This is a genomic window from Peribacillus psychrosaccharolyticus ATCC 23296, assembly GCF_000305495.1.
In the GTDB taxonomy this organism is placed as follows: Bacteria; Bacillota; Bacilli; order Bacillales; family DSM-1321; genus Peribacillus; species Peribacillus psychrosaccharolyticus.
The window spans coordinates 24,780-43,126 of the sequence record NZ_AJTN02000249.1; the positions used below are offsets into that span (position 1 = coordinate 24,780).

The following is an 18,347-nucleotide window of genomic DNA, read 5'->3' on the forward strand; positions in this document are numbered from 1 at the left end:
CTGTCGAGTATTTTCTCGGCAGCCTTTCCTTATGCTAAATTCCATAATTGACATCATGAGCTAATAAAAAAATGCCCACTCAGAAGAGCTTGGGCATTTTTTATGTATCGTTTATTCCTTGATTCTCTTTTTCACTGCTTTTTGTAATGCGGCAAGCTTGTAGAATTGCTTTTCTATTTCCGTCATCAGTTCTTTCAACTGAATATACGAGGAGTAATGGCCAGGTCGTAAGAGTATAAACGTGGCTCTCTCCTTTATATTAAGCGGATGGTTAGAGAGCTTATCCATTTGTTCCTGCCAATTTTCCAAGTGAACTGGATGGTTATTCATCCAGAATAAACAGGTTAGAAACAAACTAATTCCCGCTTTCATAAACGGCAAGGCTTCCTGAAGATTACGTTCTGCAAAGCATTGAGCAGATTCCCCGCTGATCTTCCGCCACTCTGTAAACATCCATACGATCGCTTCATGCGGTTCTTCCCATGGGCGGCTGGCCTCAATGTTTTGATAATAAAGAACTTCATAGGGAAATCGAATATATTCAGCATCTCCCTTCCACTGCAGCCTTTCTTCCTGATTAACGAACACCGTATCTTCAGAAAAAAAGAGTGAATGAGTAAGTTCCTCAGGAAGAGTAAAACGCCTTATCATATACTACCTGCTTTTTTCATTCGTTTTTTGCCTTCTCGGCAAAGATCGAGTAAAGGACAAACAGGACATTGAGGAGATTGAGCCTTACAATGATAGCGACCGAAGAAAATCATCCGATGATGAGCGGCGGACCATTCTTCCTTTGGAATTTTAGCCATCAGGACCGTTTCAACCTCCGTTACACTGTCTTTCCATCGAGAAATCCCTAGTCGTTTGCTGATCCGCTCTACATGCGTATCAACAGCAATTGCAGGTACTCCAAAAGCAACTGAAACCACTACGTTTGCTGTTTTTCTTCCTACACCTGGAAGCTTGGTCATTTCATCTCGATCCCTCGGTACTTCGCGATCATATTCATCAATCAGCATACGGCACATCTTTTGAATGTTTTTTGCCTTGTTCCGATACAGACCAATTGACCGAATATCATTTTCAAGCTCTTCCAGCGGTACACTTAAATAGTCTTCAGGGGTTTTATATTTTTGAAATAAATGTTCGGTCACTCTATTGACCAAAGCATCCGTGCATTGAGCAGATAATGCTACTGCAATGACCAGCTCGAATGGATTTGAGTGATTTAACTCACAATGGGCGTCAGGAAACATCTCTCCCATCACATCCAAACAATAGCGAATCTGGCTTTTATTCAGCATAACAATCTCCTTTTTCCTTATTGTTCAAGCCAATTATAAAACGGAACGTCTTTCACTGGTTGATTATCCTGTTTCTTTTCGCGCTTTTGATAGGATCTGAATTTCTGGCTTTGAGCCTTTGCTTGCTCTACCGTTTTTATTCCGTTTTTCTTCCATTCAAATAGGATTCTATCGATATATCGGAAATTAATTTTCCCAGAAATGACGGATTCTCTTAGAGCACCTTTAATCAAATCAGGATGATGCTCATCATCCTGCCACATGGCTAAGGTTTCACACTCAAAGGGTGACAGTGGACGGCCAAACTCTTGTTCAAATACCGTGTAGAGACTTTCCCCTTCCACTTGTACTTGAACCGCTTCTTCTTGCTTTTGACTTACTAAGTAACTGGTAATCATTTTTTCATATAAAGGCTGTAATGAGTATCGTTCATCCCCTATTGTACGATCAACTTCCTCTTCAATCATAACAAATCCTCGCTGGATGAGACGCTGAATCATAAACAGGCATTCTGATTCTTCAAATGTCATTCGGTCTGCAATTTGTGAAGGAGCGGGGAAATTCTCTCCCTTTTCTATAAAGTTCTGAAGCTGTAAAAGCAGCATAACTTCCTTTTCGTCAAGACCCATTTTCGGATAATGAGTTAACAAAACTGAAGGAATCGTAAGTGACCCTTCTTTAAACCAATTATATAATTTATCTTTTATCATGTTTACGGCACCTCATACACAGTATAACATGAATGTCTTTGGGCATTGAAGTGAAATCAAATTGGTAAATTTCTTACAAACTTTGACTTGCCCGCTGCGAATGGATTTCTCGAGGAACAAACAAAGGCTGTCGAGAGTCCTCGACAGCCTGTAGATTCATTATGGGTAAAGTCTGTTTAATAAACGCGGGAATGGGATTGTTTCACGGACATGGTCAACACCGCTGATCCAAGCTACCGTACGTTCTAATCCTAAACCAAAACCTGAGTGAGGTACTGAACCATATTTACGCAGCTCCAAGTACCAGTTATAAGCCTCTGGGCTTAAACCATGTTCGGCAATCCGCTGTTCCATAAGCGCTAAATCATGAATACGTTCTGAACCGCCGATAATTTCTCCATATCCTTCAGGGGCAATTAAATCGGCACAAAGAACAACTTCTTCACGCTCAGGATCCGGCTGCATATAGAATGGCTTAAGAGAAGTTGGATAATGAGTAATAAATACCGGCTTATCATAACTTTCCGCAATGGCCGTTTCATGCGGAGCACCTAAATCATCGCCCCATTTAATATCATCGAACCCTTTGTCATGTAAGAATTTCAATGCTTCATCATAAGTAATACGCGGGAACGGAGCCTGAATTTGCTCGAGCTTCGTTAGATCACGGCCAAGTGTATTTAATTCAAGCTGACAATTTTTTAATACAGATTGTACGATGAATGATACGTATTGTTCTTGAACTTGCAGGCTATCCTCATGTTGATAGAAAGCCATTTCTGGTTCAATCATCCAAAATTCAATCAGATGGCGTCTAGTTTTAGACTTTTCAGCCCTAAACGTTGGACCGAATGAAAATACTTTGCCAAGTGCCATCGCAGTTGCTTCCATGTATAACTGACCACTCTGGGAAAGAAATGCGTCTTCATCAAAGTATTTAGTCGCGAATAATTCAGTCGTGCCTTCCGGTGCACTTCCTGTCAAAATCGGCGGATCAACCTTTACAAAACCTTCTTGATTAAAGAACTCGTATGTAGCACGAATGATTTCATTACGGATTTTCATTACAGCATGCTGACGCTTAGAACGAAGCCATAAATGACGATTGTCTAACAAGAATTCCGGACCATGAGCCTTTGGTGTAATTGGATAATCAACAGATTCATGAATGACTTCAACATTTGTAACTTGAAGTTCATAACCAAATGGTGAACGGTCATCACTCTTTACGATTCCGGTAACATACATAGATGTTTCCTGCGTCAGTGATTTAGCACGTGCAAACAGTTCTTCGCCCACTTCTTCTTTTACGACGACTCCTTGCATGAAACCTGAGCCATCCCGTAATTGTAAAAACGCTATTTTTCCGCTGGATCGTTTATTAGCCAGCCAAGCTCCAATGACTACTTCTTGGTTAAGATATTTACTTACTTCTTTTATTGTAATTTTCAAAATTAGTTTCCCTCCAAAATGCTGCATTACTTAGGAATTTACTTATTCATTATACATTTACCGACAATATCAGGCAAATATATTAATTGTATTTTTTTCCTATTTCCACCTGATACCAGCCGTAAAAATGCTTCATGGCCGAACCCTCGAACATAAGGGAAACGGCCATGAACTAGAATTTACATTATCGAATCTGTGCCATTTTCTCAGAAACAAAAGTACTTATTCTTCCAACAGCTTTTTCCAGCTGATCTAAAGACGTTGCGTACGATAAACGCATGTTATCAGGTGCGCCAAACCCAGACCCGGGAACTACAGCAACCAATGCCTCTTCAAGCAAAGCGGCAGCAAACTCATCCACAGTTGCAAAATTTGCAGCCATTGCGGCTTGCTTCACATTTGGAAATAGATAAAAAGCGCCTTGAGGCTTCAAGCAGGTTACCCCTGGTATTGCTGTTAATTGATCATAGATCGTATTCAAACGCTGCTCAAAAGCCTTGCGCATCTCCTCTACAGGTTCCTGTGTGCCCGCATAAGCTGCGATGGCACCGTACTGAGCCGTTGTTGTTGGATTTGACGTACTGTGGCTGGCCAAGTTCGTCATGGCCTTCACAATCGCCTCATTACCAGCAGCATAGCCGATACGCCAGCCTGTCATAGAATGTGATTTCGATACACCATTAATGACCATTGTTTGACTCTTTAATTCCGGTGAAAGTTCAGCAATGGATACATGTTTTGCTCCTTGATAAACTAGTTTCTCATAGATTTCGTCAGAGATAATAAGAATATCATGCTTCAAACAAACTTCACCAAGTTCTTGAAGTTCCTCTTTCGTATAGAGCATGCCTGTTGGATTACTTGGAGAATTAATAATGATTGCTTTTGTTTTAGACGTAATACTTTCTTCAAGCTGCTGTGCAGTGATTTTAAAGCTATTTTCTTCTGACGCAGTAACAAAAATGGGATTCCCCAATGCTAACTTTACTTGTTCAGGGTAACTTACCCAATAAGGAGTTGGAATGATTACTTCATCTCCCTCATCGAGTATTGCTTGGAACAAGGTATATAAAACATGTTTAGCACCGGAACCGACAATAATCTCTGATGGTTTATAATCCAAGCCCTGGTCTCTATTCAGCTTTTTAGCAATTTCTGCTTTCAACTGAGGAAGCCCTGCAGATGGGGTATATTTTGTCTGTCCTTCATTCATCGATTTAACGGCTGCATCGATAATATGCTGCGGCGTATTAAAATCGGGCTCTCCGGCTCCAAGACCAATTACATCGTATCCTTGTGCCTTAAGCTCTTTCGCCTTTGCCGTAATAGCCAATGTTGAAGATGGTGTTAATGCCTGTACCCGGCTTGCTAACTTTGTCATGAAAAAAAGCCTCCAATTCTATATGCTTCGGTAATATTTCAGCCACTCGCCTGTTTTAAAATCATAATAATCATAATTATAGCGATTCGCATTATCTATATATGTTACTTCCCATAGCGCCACATTGCGCTCCATTCCAAGTTTAATGGAAATGATTTTTTCTGGTGCATGTTCTTTGACGACAATCTTACGAATTTCTTCTTTAGACTTTCCATCACTATACTTTTCTACTTTAATCTTTTGCTTATCATCTTCAGGAATCCATACAGCCAGCTTTTCCCCATCAGCGTTCTCTCCGATTACTACAGAGTACGTTTCCTCGCCATTATACATATAAAAGCTATCCATAGTGACAAGTTCCCCTTCTTGCTTTGCTTTGTTGAAGGCTTCCGTCGATGCTTCTTTTTTGGGACCCATCGCATTCACATATACACCGGCAATCGTTCCGATTATACAAAGGACAACGATAGTAAAAATAATCACCCATTTTTTCAAGGCAGTCACTCTTTCTATGTACGATAAATCGTGAATATCGCTTTTTCTTGGTTTTCAGAATCTAAAGCTAATCCGAACATTAAGTCACGGTCTTTCAATGTGCGGTTCAATGCATCAACTACTTTATATAATTCAGGTGAATGCTGCAATTTAACCGTTGAAATAATCTCAATCTTGTTTTCCATTAAGAAGCACCCCCTAACACCTAAATAAACTATTGAAGCAGTAACAGCAACGTTTCTTTGCCTTTACTGCTTATCATATTATAGCAGTTTTTGATTGTTTCCGTTACTATTTCTTTGCCTATTCCCGTAAACTTTAAATCCACTCTTCAATCCGATAAGTCATGTTATCCTCATTTACTTCCAGCCACTCTACAGGAGGAATGGCCTGACGGAATTCTGATCCATAAGAAGAAGTCATAATTCTACGATCTAAAACGAGCAGAACCCCGCGGTCCTTACTGGTCCGAATCAATCTGCCAAATCCCTGACGGAACCGTAGAATTGCTTCAGGAAGCGAATAAGCATAAAAAGGGTTTCTTCCTTCACGTGAATAGAGGCTGCACTTGGCTTGAATAATAGGATCATCAGGAGGTGAAAAAGGCAGTCTGACAATAACTAGACAGGAAAGATCCTCACCAGGAATATCCACTCCTTCCCATAAGCTTGTGGTTCCGAAAAGCACAGCTTTATCAAAGTTCTGGAAATTGCGGAGCAGACGCATTTTGCTGCCGCCGGTTAATCCTTGGGCAAACAAAGTGAATTCCTGCAAAAAGCCTGTCGCCTTAACCTTTTGATAAGTTGTACGCAGCATATCGTGAGAAGTAAATAGTACCATCATTCTTCCGTTGGCGGCTTGTGCTGCCGCAATAATATGTCTAGCTACCGCAATAGCATAGTCATCTGCAGAAATAGTATTAACCTCTGGAATATCGCTTGCGACAAGTACCCTGACATTTTCCTCATACTTAAACGGCGATGGAAAGTTGTAGGTATGAACAGGAATATTCTGCATCCCGAGCTGTTCGATAAAGAAACTGAAGGTGTCCTTTACAGAAAGTGTCGCCGACGTCATAATAACGCTCTTTTGGTGAACAAAGCACGAATCCCAAAGAATCTTATTCCCTGATACTGGCTGTGAAGACAATGTAATTCCATGCTGCGGAACTGATTTGGTAAATTCAATCCAATAGATTGATTGGTCACTCGGATGAATAAAGAATTCAGCTAAGGACTGGATAATCTCGTTCATCCCGCTGATTAGTAGTTCCACATCGTTCATATAGAACAATTCATTTTTAGTTAGTTCTTCGTTTTTTAACATACATATCCGATCGAACAAGGTCTTCTTGATGTCTGAAAGATTATCAATAAGCCTTTCAACCAGAAAACTAATCCCCTGCCATTCCTTCACGTCCTTGACCTTTAACGGAATCCGATGGGGACCGCTCGACTTCCCTGATTTATTTGCCTCTGATGAAAGCAATTGAAACAATTGCTCGAATTCATACATAAAGTCATTAAGCTTCCCATCAATAAAACTGCTCGTACGCTCAGGTGTAATCCCTTTATTACTAAGGATCTTTTCAAGCTTTCTTAACAGCTGTTTTTGATCAGATGTTCCCAGACGATTAAGCATAGTTTTGACCGATATATAATTTAATCGCTTTCCAAGGTACTTTGATGCTGCTTGCTCGATATGATGCGCCTCATCTAATACTAAGTAGCCTTCCGGTATTATCCGGTTACTAGACATAATATCCGCCATTAAAAAAGCGTGATTCGTTACAATGATATCCGCCTTAGAAGCGACCAATTTAGCTTTTTCATAGAAATCCTTAGATTTCCAAGGGATTTGAAGATCTGGAGAAGTAAATCCGTCACTCTTGATTCTGTTCCAGAAAAGCTCTCCGCCGCTTGTTAAAATGGAGTTCATCCTTTTCTCCGGTTTCAGTCTCCGTCAACCAAACTAAAATCTGCATTTTCGTTAGTGCAGTTTCATAATTATCTTCTTTTCCCCGAAGAGCCCGCTCAAATTTAGCCAAGCTAAGATAATTGGCCCGGCCTTTTAATAATACAACATGAATCGAAAAAGGAAGGATTTCCTTTAATTTTGGCACTTCTGTCGAAAGCAGCTGTTCTTGCAGCTGCAATGTATACGTAGAGATCACGACAGGTGTATCTTGCTGTTTGGCAAAATAGGCTGCTGGCAGCAAATAACCGAGTGACTTCCCTATCCCTGTTCCAGCTTCAATAATACTGTGCTGTTCTTGAACAAAGGAATGATAGACTGTATCCATCATGGCCAATTGACCTTTTCTAGCTTCAAAGTCTGGAAAAGCTTTCTTCATACGATCTACTTTTTCTTTCTCGCTAAACGGAAATTCAGGAATCTTTTCACTATTAGCTATCGCTGGTTGAACCTTTTTAAAGGCTAAGCCGCGAAATGTCTCAATAGCTGGATTATGCCGCTCTGCTTTTGAAAGTTTGGCCGTTAATAATTCATCAATTAATTCAGCTATCTCACTTTTCAAAGAATAGGACAGTTTATATAATTTTTTCAAGGTCATTACTGGCAGCGAATATAGTTTCTTCTTCAACTGCAATAGCAGTAATGCCGTTACATAGGCATCACTGTCAGCTTGATGAGGACGTGGATGCTCTAGATTTTCTTCCTTTGCCAATTGATTGAGCTTATATCCATCCGCTGTCGGTTTTAGTATTTTTGCAAGTTCGACTGTATCAATGGTTGATCCATAAAACGGTTCATACCCGCAGCGTTCAAGTTCTTCCTTCAAAAAGGACAGGTCAAAGAGAACGTTATGCGCCACAAAACAAGCGCCTTCTAACAGTGCGCAAATTCGTTCAGCGACCTCTTCAAACAAAGGGGCATCCTTGACTGTATCATTATTTATTCCCGTTAATTCTTCAATAAAAATGGAAATACTCTGTTCTGGCTGCAGATAGGTTGAATATTCATCAACAATTTTATCATTTTCAATTACGACGGCAGCAAATTGAATAATTCGATCTCCTTTTTTAGGAGAGTTACCGGTCGTTTCTAAATCTATTACCACATAGCGTTGCGCCATTTTCTGTACACCTCTAATAGTTCACTTGAAGCTTCACTCACTTGTTCCTTATGTTTTTATACCATAATTCCGGTAATAAAGAAAATAAGGTCAATCAAAAAAGGAAATGATCAAGGCATTCTGCGCCTTAATCATTTCCCCATTTTTCACATAATTGTTGCTTCTGGTTCATGTGACAGGATCTCAACTATTTCATTCTTTTCATTCATGATTGCAACCACTGGTTTGTGATTATGAATTTTTTCTTCCGCCACCATGACGTATGAAATTATAATAACAATATCATCACACTGAACAAGTCTTGCGGCAGCACCATTCAAGCAAACGACTCCGCTGCCTCTTTCACCCGCAATGGTGTACGTTTCTAAGCGAGCCCCATTGTTATTATTCACAATCGCTACTTTTTCATTAGGCATGATTCCGACTGCATCGAGGATATCCTCATCAATGGTAATACTGCCGACATAATTTAAATTGGCTTCTGTGACACGAGCACGGTGTATTTTTCCGTTCATCATTGTGCGAAACATCTGGAATCCCCCTTGATGGTTTTAAATGGATAGAATTAAATTATCAATCAATCTTGCTTTTTGAAACTTCACGGCAAGTGCAACTAAAATCGTTCCCGATAGAGTTTCAAGTGAGGTTAATTCAGGATACTGATATATTTCAATATAATCAATTTCTCCACTGGTTGTGGTTTCAATATGTTCTTTAATAATCTTTATAATTCTTTCTGGTTGTCGTTCTCCACGTTCAATTGCTTCTCTAGCTAGTAGGAGCCCTTGGTATAATTCCTTCGCTTCCTCCCGCTCCTGCTTAAGAAGATAGACATTGCGAGAGCTTTTAGCTAAGCCATCTTCCTCCCGGACTGTATCAACTGCAGAAATCTTAATTGGGAAATTGAAATCTCTCACCAGTGCATCGACGATTGCTACTTGCTGTGCATCCTTTTTTCCGAAATAGACGGTATCAGGGGTGGTTATATTAAATAGTTTCGTTAACACGGTTACCACGCCATCGAAATGGCCGGGTCTGCGCTTGCCGCAAAGGACATCTGTCCGTTTTTCAGCTGTAGCTTTTACCACTGACTCTGAGCCATACATCTCCTCTACTGTTGGACAGAACATATAATCTGCTCCGGCTTCTTCAGCTGCAGCAGCATCACGGTCCCTATCCCTTGGATACGACTCAAAATCTTCGTTAGGACCAAACTGCAGCGGATTCACAAAAATGCTGACAATGACCTTAGCGTGATCGCCTCGTGCCTTCTTTATTAAGCTCTGGTGACCTTCATGAAGAAACCCCATCGTGGGCACAAAACCAATTGTCTCACCCTTTTGCTTATCTTTTCTAATGTTTTGCTGTAATTCAGTAATCGTGGTGATAATCTTCATGATTGCCCCCCATAAAGCGCGTTGACTTCTTCATCATTCATAGTAAATGAGTGCTGTAATGCAGGAAAATCTCTTGTTTTGACTTCTGACACATACGACTCAAGTGCCTGTCTGATCAGCTCATTTGCGTTTCCATATGTTTTAACAAATTTAGCCACACGGTCTACACCATAATTAATAACATCGTGATAAACCAAGACTTGTCCGTCCGTATCCGGACCTGCGCCAATTCCTATTGTCGGAATGCCCAATGTCTCAGTAACTAATTTAGCCACTTGATGCGGCACACATTCCAGTACAAGGGCGATTGCTCCAGCCTCTTCACATTTTTTAGCATCCTCAATTAATTTCTTGGCGGACTCTGCACTTTTGCCTTGCACCTTGTAACCGCCAAGAACTCCCACTGATTGAGGAGTTAAACCGAGATGAGCAATAATAGGTACGCCTGCTTTCGTTAATGCCGATATCTTTTCAAGCACCTCATCTGCACCTTCCAGCTTTAAGGCATCCGCATTTCCTGTCTGGATGATTTTCGCTGCATTTTTCATGGTTTCTTCTAGTGAGGAGTGATAACTCATAAAAGGCATATCTGTGACGACGAACGTATTAGGTGCTCCCCTTTTTACAGCCTTTGAATGATGAATCATATCATCAACGGTCACTGGAATCGTTGATTCATAGCCGAGAACAACCATTCCCAAGGAATCTCCAACTAAGATCATATCCACGCCAGCCTGCTCCGCAAGCTTAGCAGAAGGATAATCATAAGCTGTCACCATAACCATTTTTTCGTCGTCTTGCTTCATCTTCAAAAAATGTCCCGAACGTTTCATTTTACTTCCTCCTTTTTTAGAGGGAGATGAACTAAAAAAGAGACCGACTCATATAGAACCCGTCTCATCTTAAAAAACTAAATGAGAATTGGTTCGTTCATGTAAGTCAGTCTCTTGTTTTTTTATTAATTGTTTCATCCCTCCGTCCCCGTCCAAATCATTGGATCAAGGCAGAAAATTTTTAGGTATTGGTTTTAATCAGGTGCAGTTCTTCCGATACTGCCCATACGTAGTATAACAATTTTTTACGCAATATTCTATTATTTGTTAGAAGGAATTTCGATATCAGCCGAATAAATAGAATGCACTTTCCCCTGCTTGTCTTCAAGGAGTAATACACCTGCATCTGTAATTCCTAGTGCTGTTCCAATCACTGTTTCATTCAGCATCGTTGCTTTAATTTCTTTGCCGAGACTCATCGCATAACTCTCCCAGAGAGCCTTAATCGGTGTAAAACCTTCAATCAGATAACGATCATATAACGTTTCAAAACACATGAGCACTTCAGCAATTAGTTTTGCTCGTGAAACGAGCTGGCCAGATTCAATAAAAAGAGAGGTAGCGATTTCTTCCAGTTCCTGAGGAAAATCACTAGGGGTTAAGTTGGCGTTAATCCCCATTCCAATAATCACTGAATGAATTTGATCTGATTCAGCCTGAAGCTCAGTTAAAATTCCAGTGATTTTTTTCCCATTTAGTAATAAATCATTCGGCCATTTAATTTCCGGCTGTAATGTTGTCACCCGTTCAATTGCTTGAGCAGCTGCTACCGCTGCAAGCAGCGTTAACTGAGGAGCTTCGTAAAAAGGGATTTTCGGACGTAAAAGCAAACTCATCCAAACACCCGTGTATTTTGGAGAGTGCCAGCTTCTTGAAAGTCTTCCTTTCCCTGTTGTCTGCTCTTCAGCTACAACTAATGTACCTTCAACGGCTCCACGATTGGCTAAAGAATGAGCAATTTTCTGGGTAGAATCTACACTTTCCTCGTAATGAATGACTCTGCCCAAGCTCTTAGTCTCCAAAAGCAGCTGGATTTCATTAGCACTTACTTTTTCTGGGATCGATAGTAATCGATAGCCCTTACGTCGTACGGCTTCTAGGATATACCCATCATTCCTAAGATCCTCTATATGTTTCCAGACCGCCGTACGTGAACAACCTATATAGTCAGCCATTTCCTGACCGGAAATAAACTCTCCCTCAGCTTTTGAAAAGGCCTCCATTACTTTGCTTCTTAAATCCGATTGCACTGCTCGAGCCACTCCTTTATTGCTGCTTTATTATTATCAATTTCCCCGGAGAGAACTGCTTTTAGAGCTGATTCCAGTGCCTGCTTCATCCACGCGCCTTGTTTTTGTGTAGACCAAGCTAATAAATCCCTGCCGTTAACGTCCAATTCATTCATCGTTTTGATGACAAGCTTATCATAGTTCATTTCAGCACGCTTCGCTGCTGCAGCAGGATCTCGTGCTTCGAGTACTGCTTGTACACGAGCTGCACTTTGAGCACCCGCACAACCAGCAGAAAAAAGAATGTATTCATCCTCTAAGAATCCAGAATGATTTTTGATAAGATCACCGGTACGCTTAATGTCTTTCATCAACAGCACTGGCATTTTCCAGCTTCGGCAAAAGGCTTCTACATTGGGTGGTTGAATCGTCCATACCAGCACTGTCCATCGCTCAGACAGATTAAGCTCCATATCAAGTGAATTAAATGCCTTTAGTGCCTCTTCTTCATGCTGCAAGCCAGGCAGACTTTGATATAAACCAGTTTCAATTAAAAGGTGAATCGCTTCCTTTTGTCTTGGGCCGCTTAGAATCTTTTCAAATTCAACTAGGAGCCGCTCAACTGAAACATTCTTAAGCAATGATGCATTGTTCTTAATGGATGCAATCACCGATTCTTCAAGCCGATAACCAAGTTGACTGACAAAACGAATGGCCCTGATCATTCTGAGTGCATCTTCCCCAAATCGTTCATCAGGATTTCCGACCGCTGTAATAATACGATTCTGAATAGATGCCCTTCCATTAAACGGATCATATAGGGTGCCATCCTTATCCATGGCTATTGCGTTCATCGTAAAATCTCTTCGTTTTAAATCATCCTCTAAAGACCTGATAAACTGTACTTGATCCGGACGTCGGTAATCACTGTACCCAGTCTCTGTTCGGAAGGTAGTAATCTCATAGGAATCCCCTCCAAAAAGCACAAGAACCGTACCATGGTCAATACCGACATCAACTGTTTTCGGGAAGATTTCCTTTATCTCCTCAGGTGTTGCTGAGGAAGCAATATCAACGTCATTAATGTCCCTGCCAGCAAGAAAATCGCGAACTGAACCACCAACAAAAAAAGCCTCAAACCCGGCTTTTTCAATTTCAACTAGTAAAGGTGCAGCCTGTAAAAACGGACTTTTCATGTCTGTACCTCGCTTTTTTCTTATTTCATTTGTCCAAGAGCCTTCTGTAAATAGCTAAATACTCTTCCATGATGGTCTCTGAACGGAATGAGGATTCCACAAGGCTCATTGCTGCCTCTGAAAAGGCTTGGTGTCGTGCAGAATCTGTCAAAAGCTGAATCGATTTTTCTGCCACTTCATCGACATTGCCAAACTCGCAAATATAACCCGTTTCACCGTCGATGATTACTTCGGGAATCCCGCCAATATTTGTACCGATACAAGGAACACCACAAGCCATAGCTTCTAACAAAACAAGACCAAAGCTTTCTTTCTCTGAAAGAAGTAAAAGCAGGTCGCTTAGTGAATAAAGTTCCTCGAGTTTATCTTGTTTCCCTAAAAACAACACATGATCGTCAAGACCGAGTTTACTGACTAATTTACAGACTGGTGTCATTTCAGGGCCATCACCAACTAATAATAATTTTGCAGGCACCACTTGTTGGATTTTCGCGAAAGATGCGACTACATCCTGTACTCTTTTTACACCTCTAAAATTGGATACATGTATAACTACTTTTTCGTGATCTAGTATTCCATACTCTTGGCGTAAATGCTTTGAGTCCGTCTTTTGATAAACTCGTTCATCAATAAAATTATAGACTGTTTCAATGGTTTTATCGGGATTTATCACTTCAATAGTTTGTTCAACCAAGGCATTCGAAACGGCTGTAACCGCATCAGATTTTTCAATCCCGAATTTAATTAAATCATTCAACGAAGGATCATAACCAAGAACAGTTATATCAGTTCCATGAAGCGTTGTGACGATTTTAACCTCTGTGCCCGCCATTTGCTTAGCCAAGATTGCACAGACAGCATGCGGAATCGCATAGTGAACATGCAGGATATCCAGCTTTTCTCGTTTAATTACCTCGGCTATTTTACTGGCTAACGCTAAATCATATGGTGGATATTGAAAGACCGAATACGAGTTAACCTCTACTTGATGATAGTAAATATTATGGTACATTTTATTCAACCTAAAGGGCAGCCCTGAAGAAATAAAATGGATTTCATGTCCTTTTTCCGCAAGAAGTTTTCCTAGTTCTGTAGCAACTACACCAGATCCTCCTACGGTTGGATAACAAGTAATGCCTATTTTCATTGTCATATTACTCTCCTAGTAAATCATTAGATAGCAGAATCGGTTTTTTAGTCATGAAGCCCTCAGCATATGTTACACCGACTTCTTTTCCAAATAAACGTTCTCTTGCCTCAACCGTCTCAATATATCCGTTCACCAGCGGTGTATCAACAGCCTCACCATTTCTTTCAAATTGGCTTTGATAGGCCCGCAGACTCTCTAGTTTCTTTTCTATTGAATCGGTTACGTCAATAACAAAGTCCGGTTTGTGAAAACCATTAATCATATAGAAATATACATTATCTGCTCTGTGAGCAGCACCAGTCTCTTGTGCATACTTCTTCACTCCTGCTGAAAAGACAGCTTCTTCAACGAGCTTCGCGCAGTTCCCATGATCTGGGTGACGATCTTTATAATAGGGAGCAAAGACAATTGCAGGCTTATATTCTCTGATAACAGCCGTAATTTTTTGTAAATTTTCTTCATTTATGTATAATCCACGGTCAGGTATATCAAGCGTTATACGTTCTACACCCAGTATAGACGCAGCAGCTGCAGCTTCCTCCAACCGCAGGTCTACCGTTCCATTTGACGATAAGTCCGCTTTTGTTAAATCACATATGATTATTTTCTTTCCCAATTCAGCATATCTAGCCAGTGTACCGCCCATGCCGATTTCTACATCATCTGCATGTGCTCCAAATGCCAGAATATCATACTTCGTCATTATTGATTTCTCCTTTGTCTTCAATCAGCTCTCGCCACTCCATAAAGCCTTCACTTAAGCCTTTAACCAGTACCTCTGCGGTGCCCATATTTGTTGCAAGCGGAACATTGTACACATCCGCTAGTCGAATTAATGCCGTTACATCCGGCTCATGCGGCTGGGCAGTTAACGGATCGCGGAAAAAGAGAACCATATCCATTTCATTCCGCGCAATCTTTGCTCCTATTTCCTGGTCACCGCCTAAAGGACCGGATTTAAATCGGAAAACGTCTAATTGAACTTCGGCAATAACTCTTTTCCCCGTTGTACCTGTTGCATATAAGTCATGCTGAGCAAAAACATCCCTATACGCTGTAACAAAACGAATGAGTTCATCTTTTTTCTTGTCATGGGCAATTAGAGCGATTTTCATACGTACATCTCCTATTCAATAATATTTTCAAGACCATAGACAAGCGTATCAATTTTCATTACTGTTTCAACGGAAAGCTTAACGCCAGACATAAAGGATGCCCGGGTAAACGAATCATGACGGATAGTCAGCAGCTGACCATCTGCTCCAAACATTACCTGCTGATGAGCAACTAACCCCGGAAGACGGACACTGTGGATATGCATGCCGTCTATATTGGCTCCTCTTGCTCCTTGAATCGTCTCTTTCTCGTTTGGATGTCCTTGTTGTTTCGCATCTCTAACTTCCTTAATCATTTCTGCCGTTTTAACTCCTGTTCCTGATGGAGCATCCAGTTTGCGGTCATGATGCATTTCTATCAGCTCGACATCCGGAAAATACTTAGCTGCCATTTGCGAAAACTTCATCATCAAGACCGCTCCAACCGCAAAGTTGGGAGCAATAATACAGCCAATTCCCTTGTCTTTAGTCAAGCTTTCTAATTCTTCTAAATCCTCAGCACTGAAACCCGTCGTGCCTACAACAGGACGAATACCATATGTTAGTGCTGTTCTTGTATGATACATGCCCACTTCAGGTGTCGTGAGATCAATCAGCACATCACATTCTACTGAAGAAAAGCATTGTTCAATATTCGAGTAAATGGGAGCACTAATCCCAGCAAACCCTGGGATATTCTCTAAATTCCCACCGTCGTTCTTATGGTCAATAACTGCAGTAAGCTCAAATGATTCAGTTTCTTGAACCAATTTAACAGCTTCCTTGCCCATCCTGCCCCTTGGTCCAGCTACGATAATTTTAATTGTCTTCATTGATACTGCCTCCTTCATCCTCAATCCTAGTCCATCTATCTTTATCTCGAGTAGTAAATTTGTGCATGACAGAATCATGCGTTTTTTCTAGATCTATACCTAAAGAATTAGCGAAGCAAATTAATACAAACAACATATCGCCTAATTCTTCTGCAACTGTATTTTCATCCTCTGAGTCTTTTTTTGGTTTTTCCCCATGATAGTGGTTAACTTCCCTTGCAAGCTCACCTAGTTCCTCTGTCATTCTCGCAAGCATAGCAAGTGGCGAAAAATACCCTTCCTTAAATTGACTTATGTATTCATCTACTTCCGTTTGCAATTCTTGTACTGTCTTTCGTTTCTCCACTATATGCACCTGCCCTGACTTATACTTTTGCTCTCTTAAGCCTAATCATCTATATGTTAGCTAAAACCTCGGCGAAAGACAACCGTTACGCAAAATCGGCCAATATTGCCGAGGCCATTTTGTTCCTATATAATAGGAAAAGCGACAATATTCTACTTATTATATCTGGGGGCTACTTACATATGTTGAAAGGCATACGGTTTAAAAATATTTTCTTCATTCTTCTAGGGGCTGGTATCTTCGCCTTCGGTCTTGTTCATTTTAATATGCAAAATATTTAGCCGAAGGAGGCTTCACCGGTCTTACTTTGATTATATTATCAAAAAATCGGGATTAACCCTTCCTATACGAACCTACTACTAAACGTACCTCTTTTTATTATTGGTCTAAAATACCTCGGACGCATTTCTTTTATTTATACGGTCATTGGCACAGTTGGACTTTCTGTTTGGTTATGGATATTCGAACGGTATCAATTCACCATCGAGCTTGGCGACGATTTAATGCTTGTTGCCCTATTTGCCGGTATCTTTGTCGGTGTTGGACTGGGAATCATCTTCCGTTACGGTGGGACCACAGGCGGCGTTGATATCATCGCTCGCTTAGCACATCAGTTCCTTGGTCTTGGAATGGGACGAACCATGTTCTTATTCGATGCCTGTGTAATCGGACTCTCAATTATTACCTACCTTGGATATCGTGAAGCCATGTATACACTTGTAGCTGTTTTTATTGGTGCTCGTGTGATTGACTTTATGCAAGAAGGAGCCTATTCTGCAAGAGGTGCTATGATTATTAGTGACAAAAACACTGAAATTGCCGACAAAATTATGAAAGAAATGGATCGCGGGGTTACCGTTTTAAGGGGATACGGTTCCTTCACAAAAACAGACCGTGAAGTCCTTTATTGTGTTGTCGGGAAAAATGAAATTATCCGACTGCGCAACGCCATCACCTCCGTAGACCCACATGCTTTTGTCACTATGAGTGAAGTGCATGATGTCTTGGGTGAAGGGTTTACTCATGATGAAAATAAAAACCCAATTCAGCGCTGAATACATAAATAAAAAAGGAAGACCTTAAGCCCGTTTGGCTCTAGGTCTTCCTTTTTTTCTGATCAATCATTACTTCTTGACATACCCGTATACATTAGGACAAGCCGGACCAATTCAAGGACAGCAACAAGTGCTGCAGCTACATACGTAAGTGCTGCGGCATTCAATACTTTCTTCGCATCCCGCTCTTCATCATTCCTGATTATCCCAAGTGAAACAACCTGATTCATTGCTCGCGATGAAGCATTGAATTCCACTGGCAGGGTAACGAGTTGAAAGACTACTGCAGCTGCCATAAAGACAATCCCCAGTAATAACAGATTGGGAATGGAAGCAATGATTCCAATCATAATTAAAATCCACGAAGCATTTGATCCTAAATTAGCAACTGGTACTAACGCATGACGTACACGAAGAAATGAATAATTCTGCTGATCCTGGATGGCGTGCCCCACTTCATGAGCAGCCACAGCAACACCTGCAAGAGAATGACCATGATAGTTACTAGTAGAAAGTCGAACCGTTTTCGTGCGAGGATCGTAGTGATCACTTAAATGACCCTGAACTTCCTCAACAGAAACATTATATAGACCATTATCATCTAAAATTCTCCGAGCTGCCTGCGCTCCAGTCATTCCAGTAGATGAAGCCACCTTGGAATACTTGTTAAAGGTACTTTTCACTTTCCCCTGTGCAAATAAGGGGATTAAAATAATGATCGCAAAGTAGATTATAAACGCCATTGTACCCTCCTATTATGTGGTTATCTTCATTGTAG

The 18,347-nt window shown here is 40.8% G+C and carries 20 protein-coding genes and 1 pseudogene; 1 reads left to right on the plus strand and 20 read right to left on the minus strand.

What is annotated here, in order from left to right; translation table 11 throughout:
- Positions 1–111: 111 nt before the first annotated feature.
- From WYK_RS20230 to WYK_RS20310, 19 genes are all read right to left on the minus strand, one after another.
- A complete protein-coding gene (locus tag WYK_RS20230) occupies positions 112–651 on the minus strand; it encodes a YpoC family protein (protein WP_051387791.1) in 540 nt (179 codons plus the stop codon).
- Positions 648–1,304, minus strand: coding sequence for an endonuclease III (nth, locus tag WYK_RS20235; RefSeq protein ID WP_040376256.1), 657 nt, complete (start codon positions 1,302–1,304; stop codon positions 648–650). The genes WYK_RS20230 and nth overlap by 4 nt, the downstream gene beginning before the upstream one ends.
- Positions 1,305–1,321: 17 nt before the next feature.
- Positions 1,322–2,014, minus strand: coding sequence for a DnaD domain-containing protein (locus tag WYK_RS20240; RefSeq protein ID WP_040376257.1), 693 nt, complete (start codon positions 2,012–2,014; stop codon positions 1,322–1,324).
- A gap of 159 nt (positions 2,015–2,173) precedes the next feature.
- The gene (gene asnS / locus WYK_RS20245) at positions 2,174–3,466 is read right to left on the minus strand and encodes an asparagine--tRNA ligase (RefSeq protein ID WP_152526519.1); all 1,293 of its coding nucleotides are present in this window, start codon (positions 3,464–3,466) and stop codon (positions 2,174–2,176) included.
- 184 nt (positions 3,467–3,650) lie between these two features.
- Positions 3,651–4,847, minus strand: a complete 1,197-nt coding sequence (locus WYK_RS20250; RefSeq protein WP_040376258.1) for a pyridoxal phosphate-dependent aminotransferase — start codon at positions 4,845–4,847, stop codon at positions 3,651–3,653.
- Positions 4,848–4,865: 18 nt separating this feature from the next.
- Positions 4,866–5,342 carry a cell wall elongation regulator TseB-like domain-containing protein gene (locus tag WYK_RS20255; RefSeq protein ID WP_040376259.1) on the minus strand — a complete coding sequence of 159 codons (477 nt, stop codon included), beginning with the start codon at positions 5,340–5,342 and terminating at the stop codon, positions 4,866–4,868.
- A gap of 14 nt (positions 5,343–5,356) precedes the next feature.
- Entirely contained in the window at positions 5,357–5,527 is a 171-nt protein-coding gene (locus WYK_RS24250; protein WP_081704985.1) for a YpmA family protein, read from the minus strand.
- 133 nt (positions 5,528–5,660) lie between these two features.
- On the minus strand, positions 5,661–7,280 hold the full coding sequence (locus WYK_RS25860; RefSeq protein WP_051387792.1) for a helicase C-terminal domain-containing protein: 1,620 nt from the start codon (positions 7,278–7,280) through the stop codon (positions 5,661–5,663).
- Positions 7,225–8,436: an exonuclease domain-containing protein gene (locus tag WYK_RS25865; RefSeq protein WP_051387794.1), complete on the minus strand. Its 1,212-nt coding sequence runs from the start codon at positions 8,434–8,436 to the stop codon at positions 7,225–7,227. Before WYK_RS25865 ends, WYK_RS25860 begins: the two co-directional genes overlap by 56 nt.
- Positions 8,437–8,582: 146 nt before the next feature.
- Complete coding sequence (gene panD, locus WYK_RS20265) at positions 8,583–8,966, minus strand: aspartate 1-decarboxylase (RefSeq protein ID WP_040376260.1); 384 nt, start codon at positions 8,964–8,966, stop codon at positions 8,583–8,585.
- A gap of 21 nt (positions 8,967–8,987) precedes the next feature.
- Entirely contained in the window at positions 8,988–9,833 is an 846-nt protein-coding gene (panC, locus tag WYK_RS20270; RefSeq protein ID WP_040376261.1) for a pantoate--beta-alanine ligase, read from the minus strand.
- Positions 9,830–10,666 (minus strand): 3-methyl-2-oxobutanoate hydroxymethyltransferase, encoded by an 837-nt coding sequence (gene panB, locus WYK_RS20275; protein ID WP_040376262.1) that lies wholly within the window; start codon positions 10,664–10,666, stop codon positions 9,830–9,832. The genes panC and panB overlap by 4 nt, the downstream gene beginning before the upstream one ends.
- Before the next feature lie 260 nt (positions 10,667–10,926).
- Positions 10,927–11,916, minus strand: coding sequence for a biotin--[acetyl-CoA-carboxylase] ligase (locus WYK_RS20280; protein ID WP_040376263.1), 990 nt, complete (start codon positions 11,914–11,916; stop codon positions 10,927–10,929).
- Positions 11,901–13,091, minus strand: coding sequence for a CCA tRNA nucleotidyltransferase (locus WYK_RS20285; protein ID WP_040376264.1), 1,191 nt, complete (start codon positions 13,089–13,091; stop codon positions 11,901–11,903). The genes WYK_RS20280 and WYK_RS20285 overlap by 16 nt, the downstream gene beginning before the upstream one ends.
- Positions 13,092–13,116: 25 nt before the next feature.
- On the minus strand, positions 13,117–14,244 hold the full coding sequence (gene bshA / locus WYK_RS20290; protein WP_040376265.1) for an N-acetyl-alpha-D-glucosaminyl L-malate synthase BshA: 1,128 nt from the start codon (positions 14,242–14,244) through the stop codon (positions 13,117–13,119).
- Position 14,245: 1 nt separating this feature from the next.
- Positions 14,246–14,944, minus strand: a complete 699-nt coding sequence (bshB1, locus tag WYK_RS20295; RefSeq protein ID WP_040376266.1) for a bacillithiol biosynthesis deacetylase BshB1 — start codon at positions 14,942–14,944, stop codon at positions 14,246–14,248.
- On the minus strand, positions 14,931–15,356 hold the full coding sequence (mgsA, locus tag WYK_RS20300; protein WP_040376267.1) for a methylglyoxal synthase: 426 nt from the start codon (positions 15,354–15,356) through the stop codon (positions 14,931–14,933). The genes bshB1 and mgsA overlap by 14 nt, the downstream gene beginning before the upstream one ends.
- A gap of 11 nt (positions 15,357–15,367) precedes the next feature.
- Positions 15,368–16,168, minus strand: a complete 801-nt coding sequence (gene dapB, locus WYK_RS20305) for a 4-hydroxy-tetrahydrodipicolinate reductase (protein ID WP_040376268.1) — start codon at positions 16,166–16,168, stop codon at positions 15,368–15,370.
- Positions 16,155–16,514, minus strand: a complete 360-nt coding sequence (locus tag WYK_RS20310) for a nucleotide pyrophosphohydrolase (RefSeq protein WP_040376269.1) — start codon at positions 16,512–16,514, stop codon at positions 16,155–16,157. The genes dapB and WYK_RS20310 overlap by 14 nt, the downstream gene beginning before the upstream one ends.
- A 182-nt stretch (positions 16,515–16,696) precedes the next feature.
- Between WYK_RS20310 and WYK_RS20315 the strand changes: the two are divergent.
- A pseudogene (locus WYK_RS20315) lies at positions 16,697–17,569 on the plus strand (YitT family protein).
- Positions 17,570–17,631: 62 nt separating this feature from the next.
- Here the strand turns inward: WYK_RS20315 and WYK_RS20320 are convergent.
- Entirely contained in the window at positions 17,632–18,312 is a 681-nt protein-coding gene (locus tag WYK_RS20320; RefSeq protein ID WP_040376270.1) for a zinc metallopeptidase, read from the minus strand.
- Between the last annotated feature and the right edge of the window lie 35 nt (positions 18,313–18,347).

Bases quoted from the DNA above. Each gene is read 5' to 3' on its own strand.
- WYK_RS20230 (WP_051387791.1), bottom strand. From the start codon at position 651: ATGATAAGGCGTTTTACTCTTCCTGAGGAACTTACTCATTCACTCTTT.
- nth (WP_040376256.1), bottom strand. From the start codon at position 1,304: ATGCTGAATAAAAGCCAGATTCGCTATTGTTTGGATGTGATGGGAGAG.
- WYK_RS20240 (WP_040376257.1), bottom strand. From the start codon at position 2,014: ATGATAAAAGATAAATTATATAATTGGTTTAAAGAAGGGTCACTTACG.
- WYK_RS20250 (WP_040376258.1), bottom strand. From the start codon at position 4,847: ATGACAAAGTTAGCAAGCCGGGTACAGGCATTAACACCATCTTCAACA.
- WYK_RS24250 (WP_081704985.1), bottom strand. From the start codon at position 5,527: ATGGAAAACAAGATTGAGATTATTTCAACGGTTAAATTGCAGCATTCA.
- WYK_RS25860 (WP_051387792.1), bottom strand. From the start codon at position 7,280: ATGAACTCCATTTTAACAAGCGGCGGAGAGCTTTTCTGGAACAGAATC.
- WYK_RS25865 (WP_051387794.1), bottom strand. From the start codon at position 8,436: ATGGCGCAACGCTATGTGGTAATAGATTTAGAAACGACCGGTAACTCT.
- panD (WP_040376260.1), bottom strand. From the start codon at position 8,966: ATGTTTCGCACAATGATGAACGGAAAAATACACCGTGCTCGTGTCACA.
- panC (WP_040376261.1), bottom strand. From the start codon at position 9,833: ATGAAGATTATCACCACGATTACTGAATTACAGCAAAACATTAGAAAA.
- panB (WP_040376262.1), bottom strand. From the start codon at position 10,666: ATGAAACGTTCGGGACATTTTTTGAAGATGAAGCAAGACGACGAAAAA.
- WYK_RS20285 (WP_040376264.1), bottom strand. From the start codon at position 13,091: ATGAAAAGTCCGTTTTTACAGGCTGCACCTTTACTAGTTGAAATTGAA.
- bshA (WP_040376265.1), bottom strand. From the start codon at position 14,244: ATGACAATGAAAATAGGCATTACTTGTTATCCAACCGTAGGAGGATCT.
- bshB1 (WP_040376266.1), bottom strand. From the start codon at position 14,944: ATGACGAAGTATGATATTCTGGCATTTGGAGCACATGCAGATGATGTA.
- mgsA (WP_040376267.1), bottom strand. From the start codon at position 15,356: ATGAAAATCGCTCTAATTGCCCATGACAAGAAAAAAGATGAACTCATT.
- dapB (WP_040376268.1), bottom strand. From the start codon at position 16,168: ATGAAGACAATTAAAATTATCGTAGCTGGACCAAGGGGCAGGATGGGC.
- WYK_RS20320 (WP_040376270.1), bottom strand. From the start codon at position 18,312: ATGGCGTTTATAATCTACTTTGCGATCATTATTTTAATCCCCTTATTT.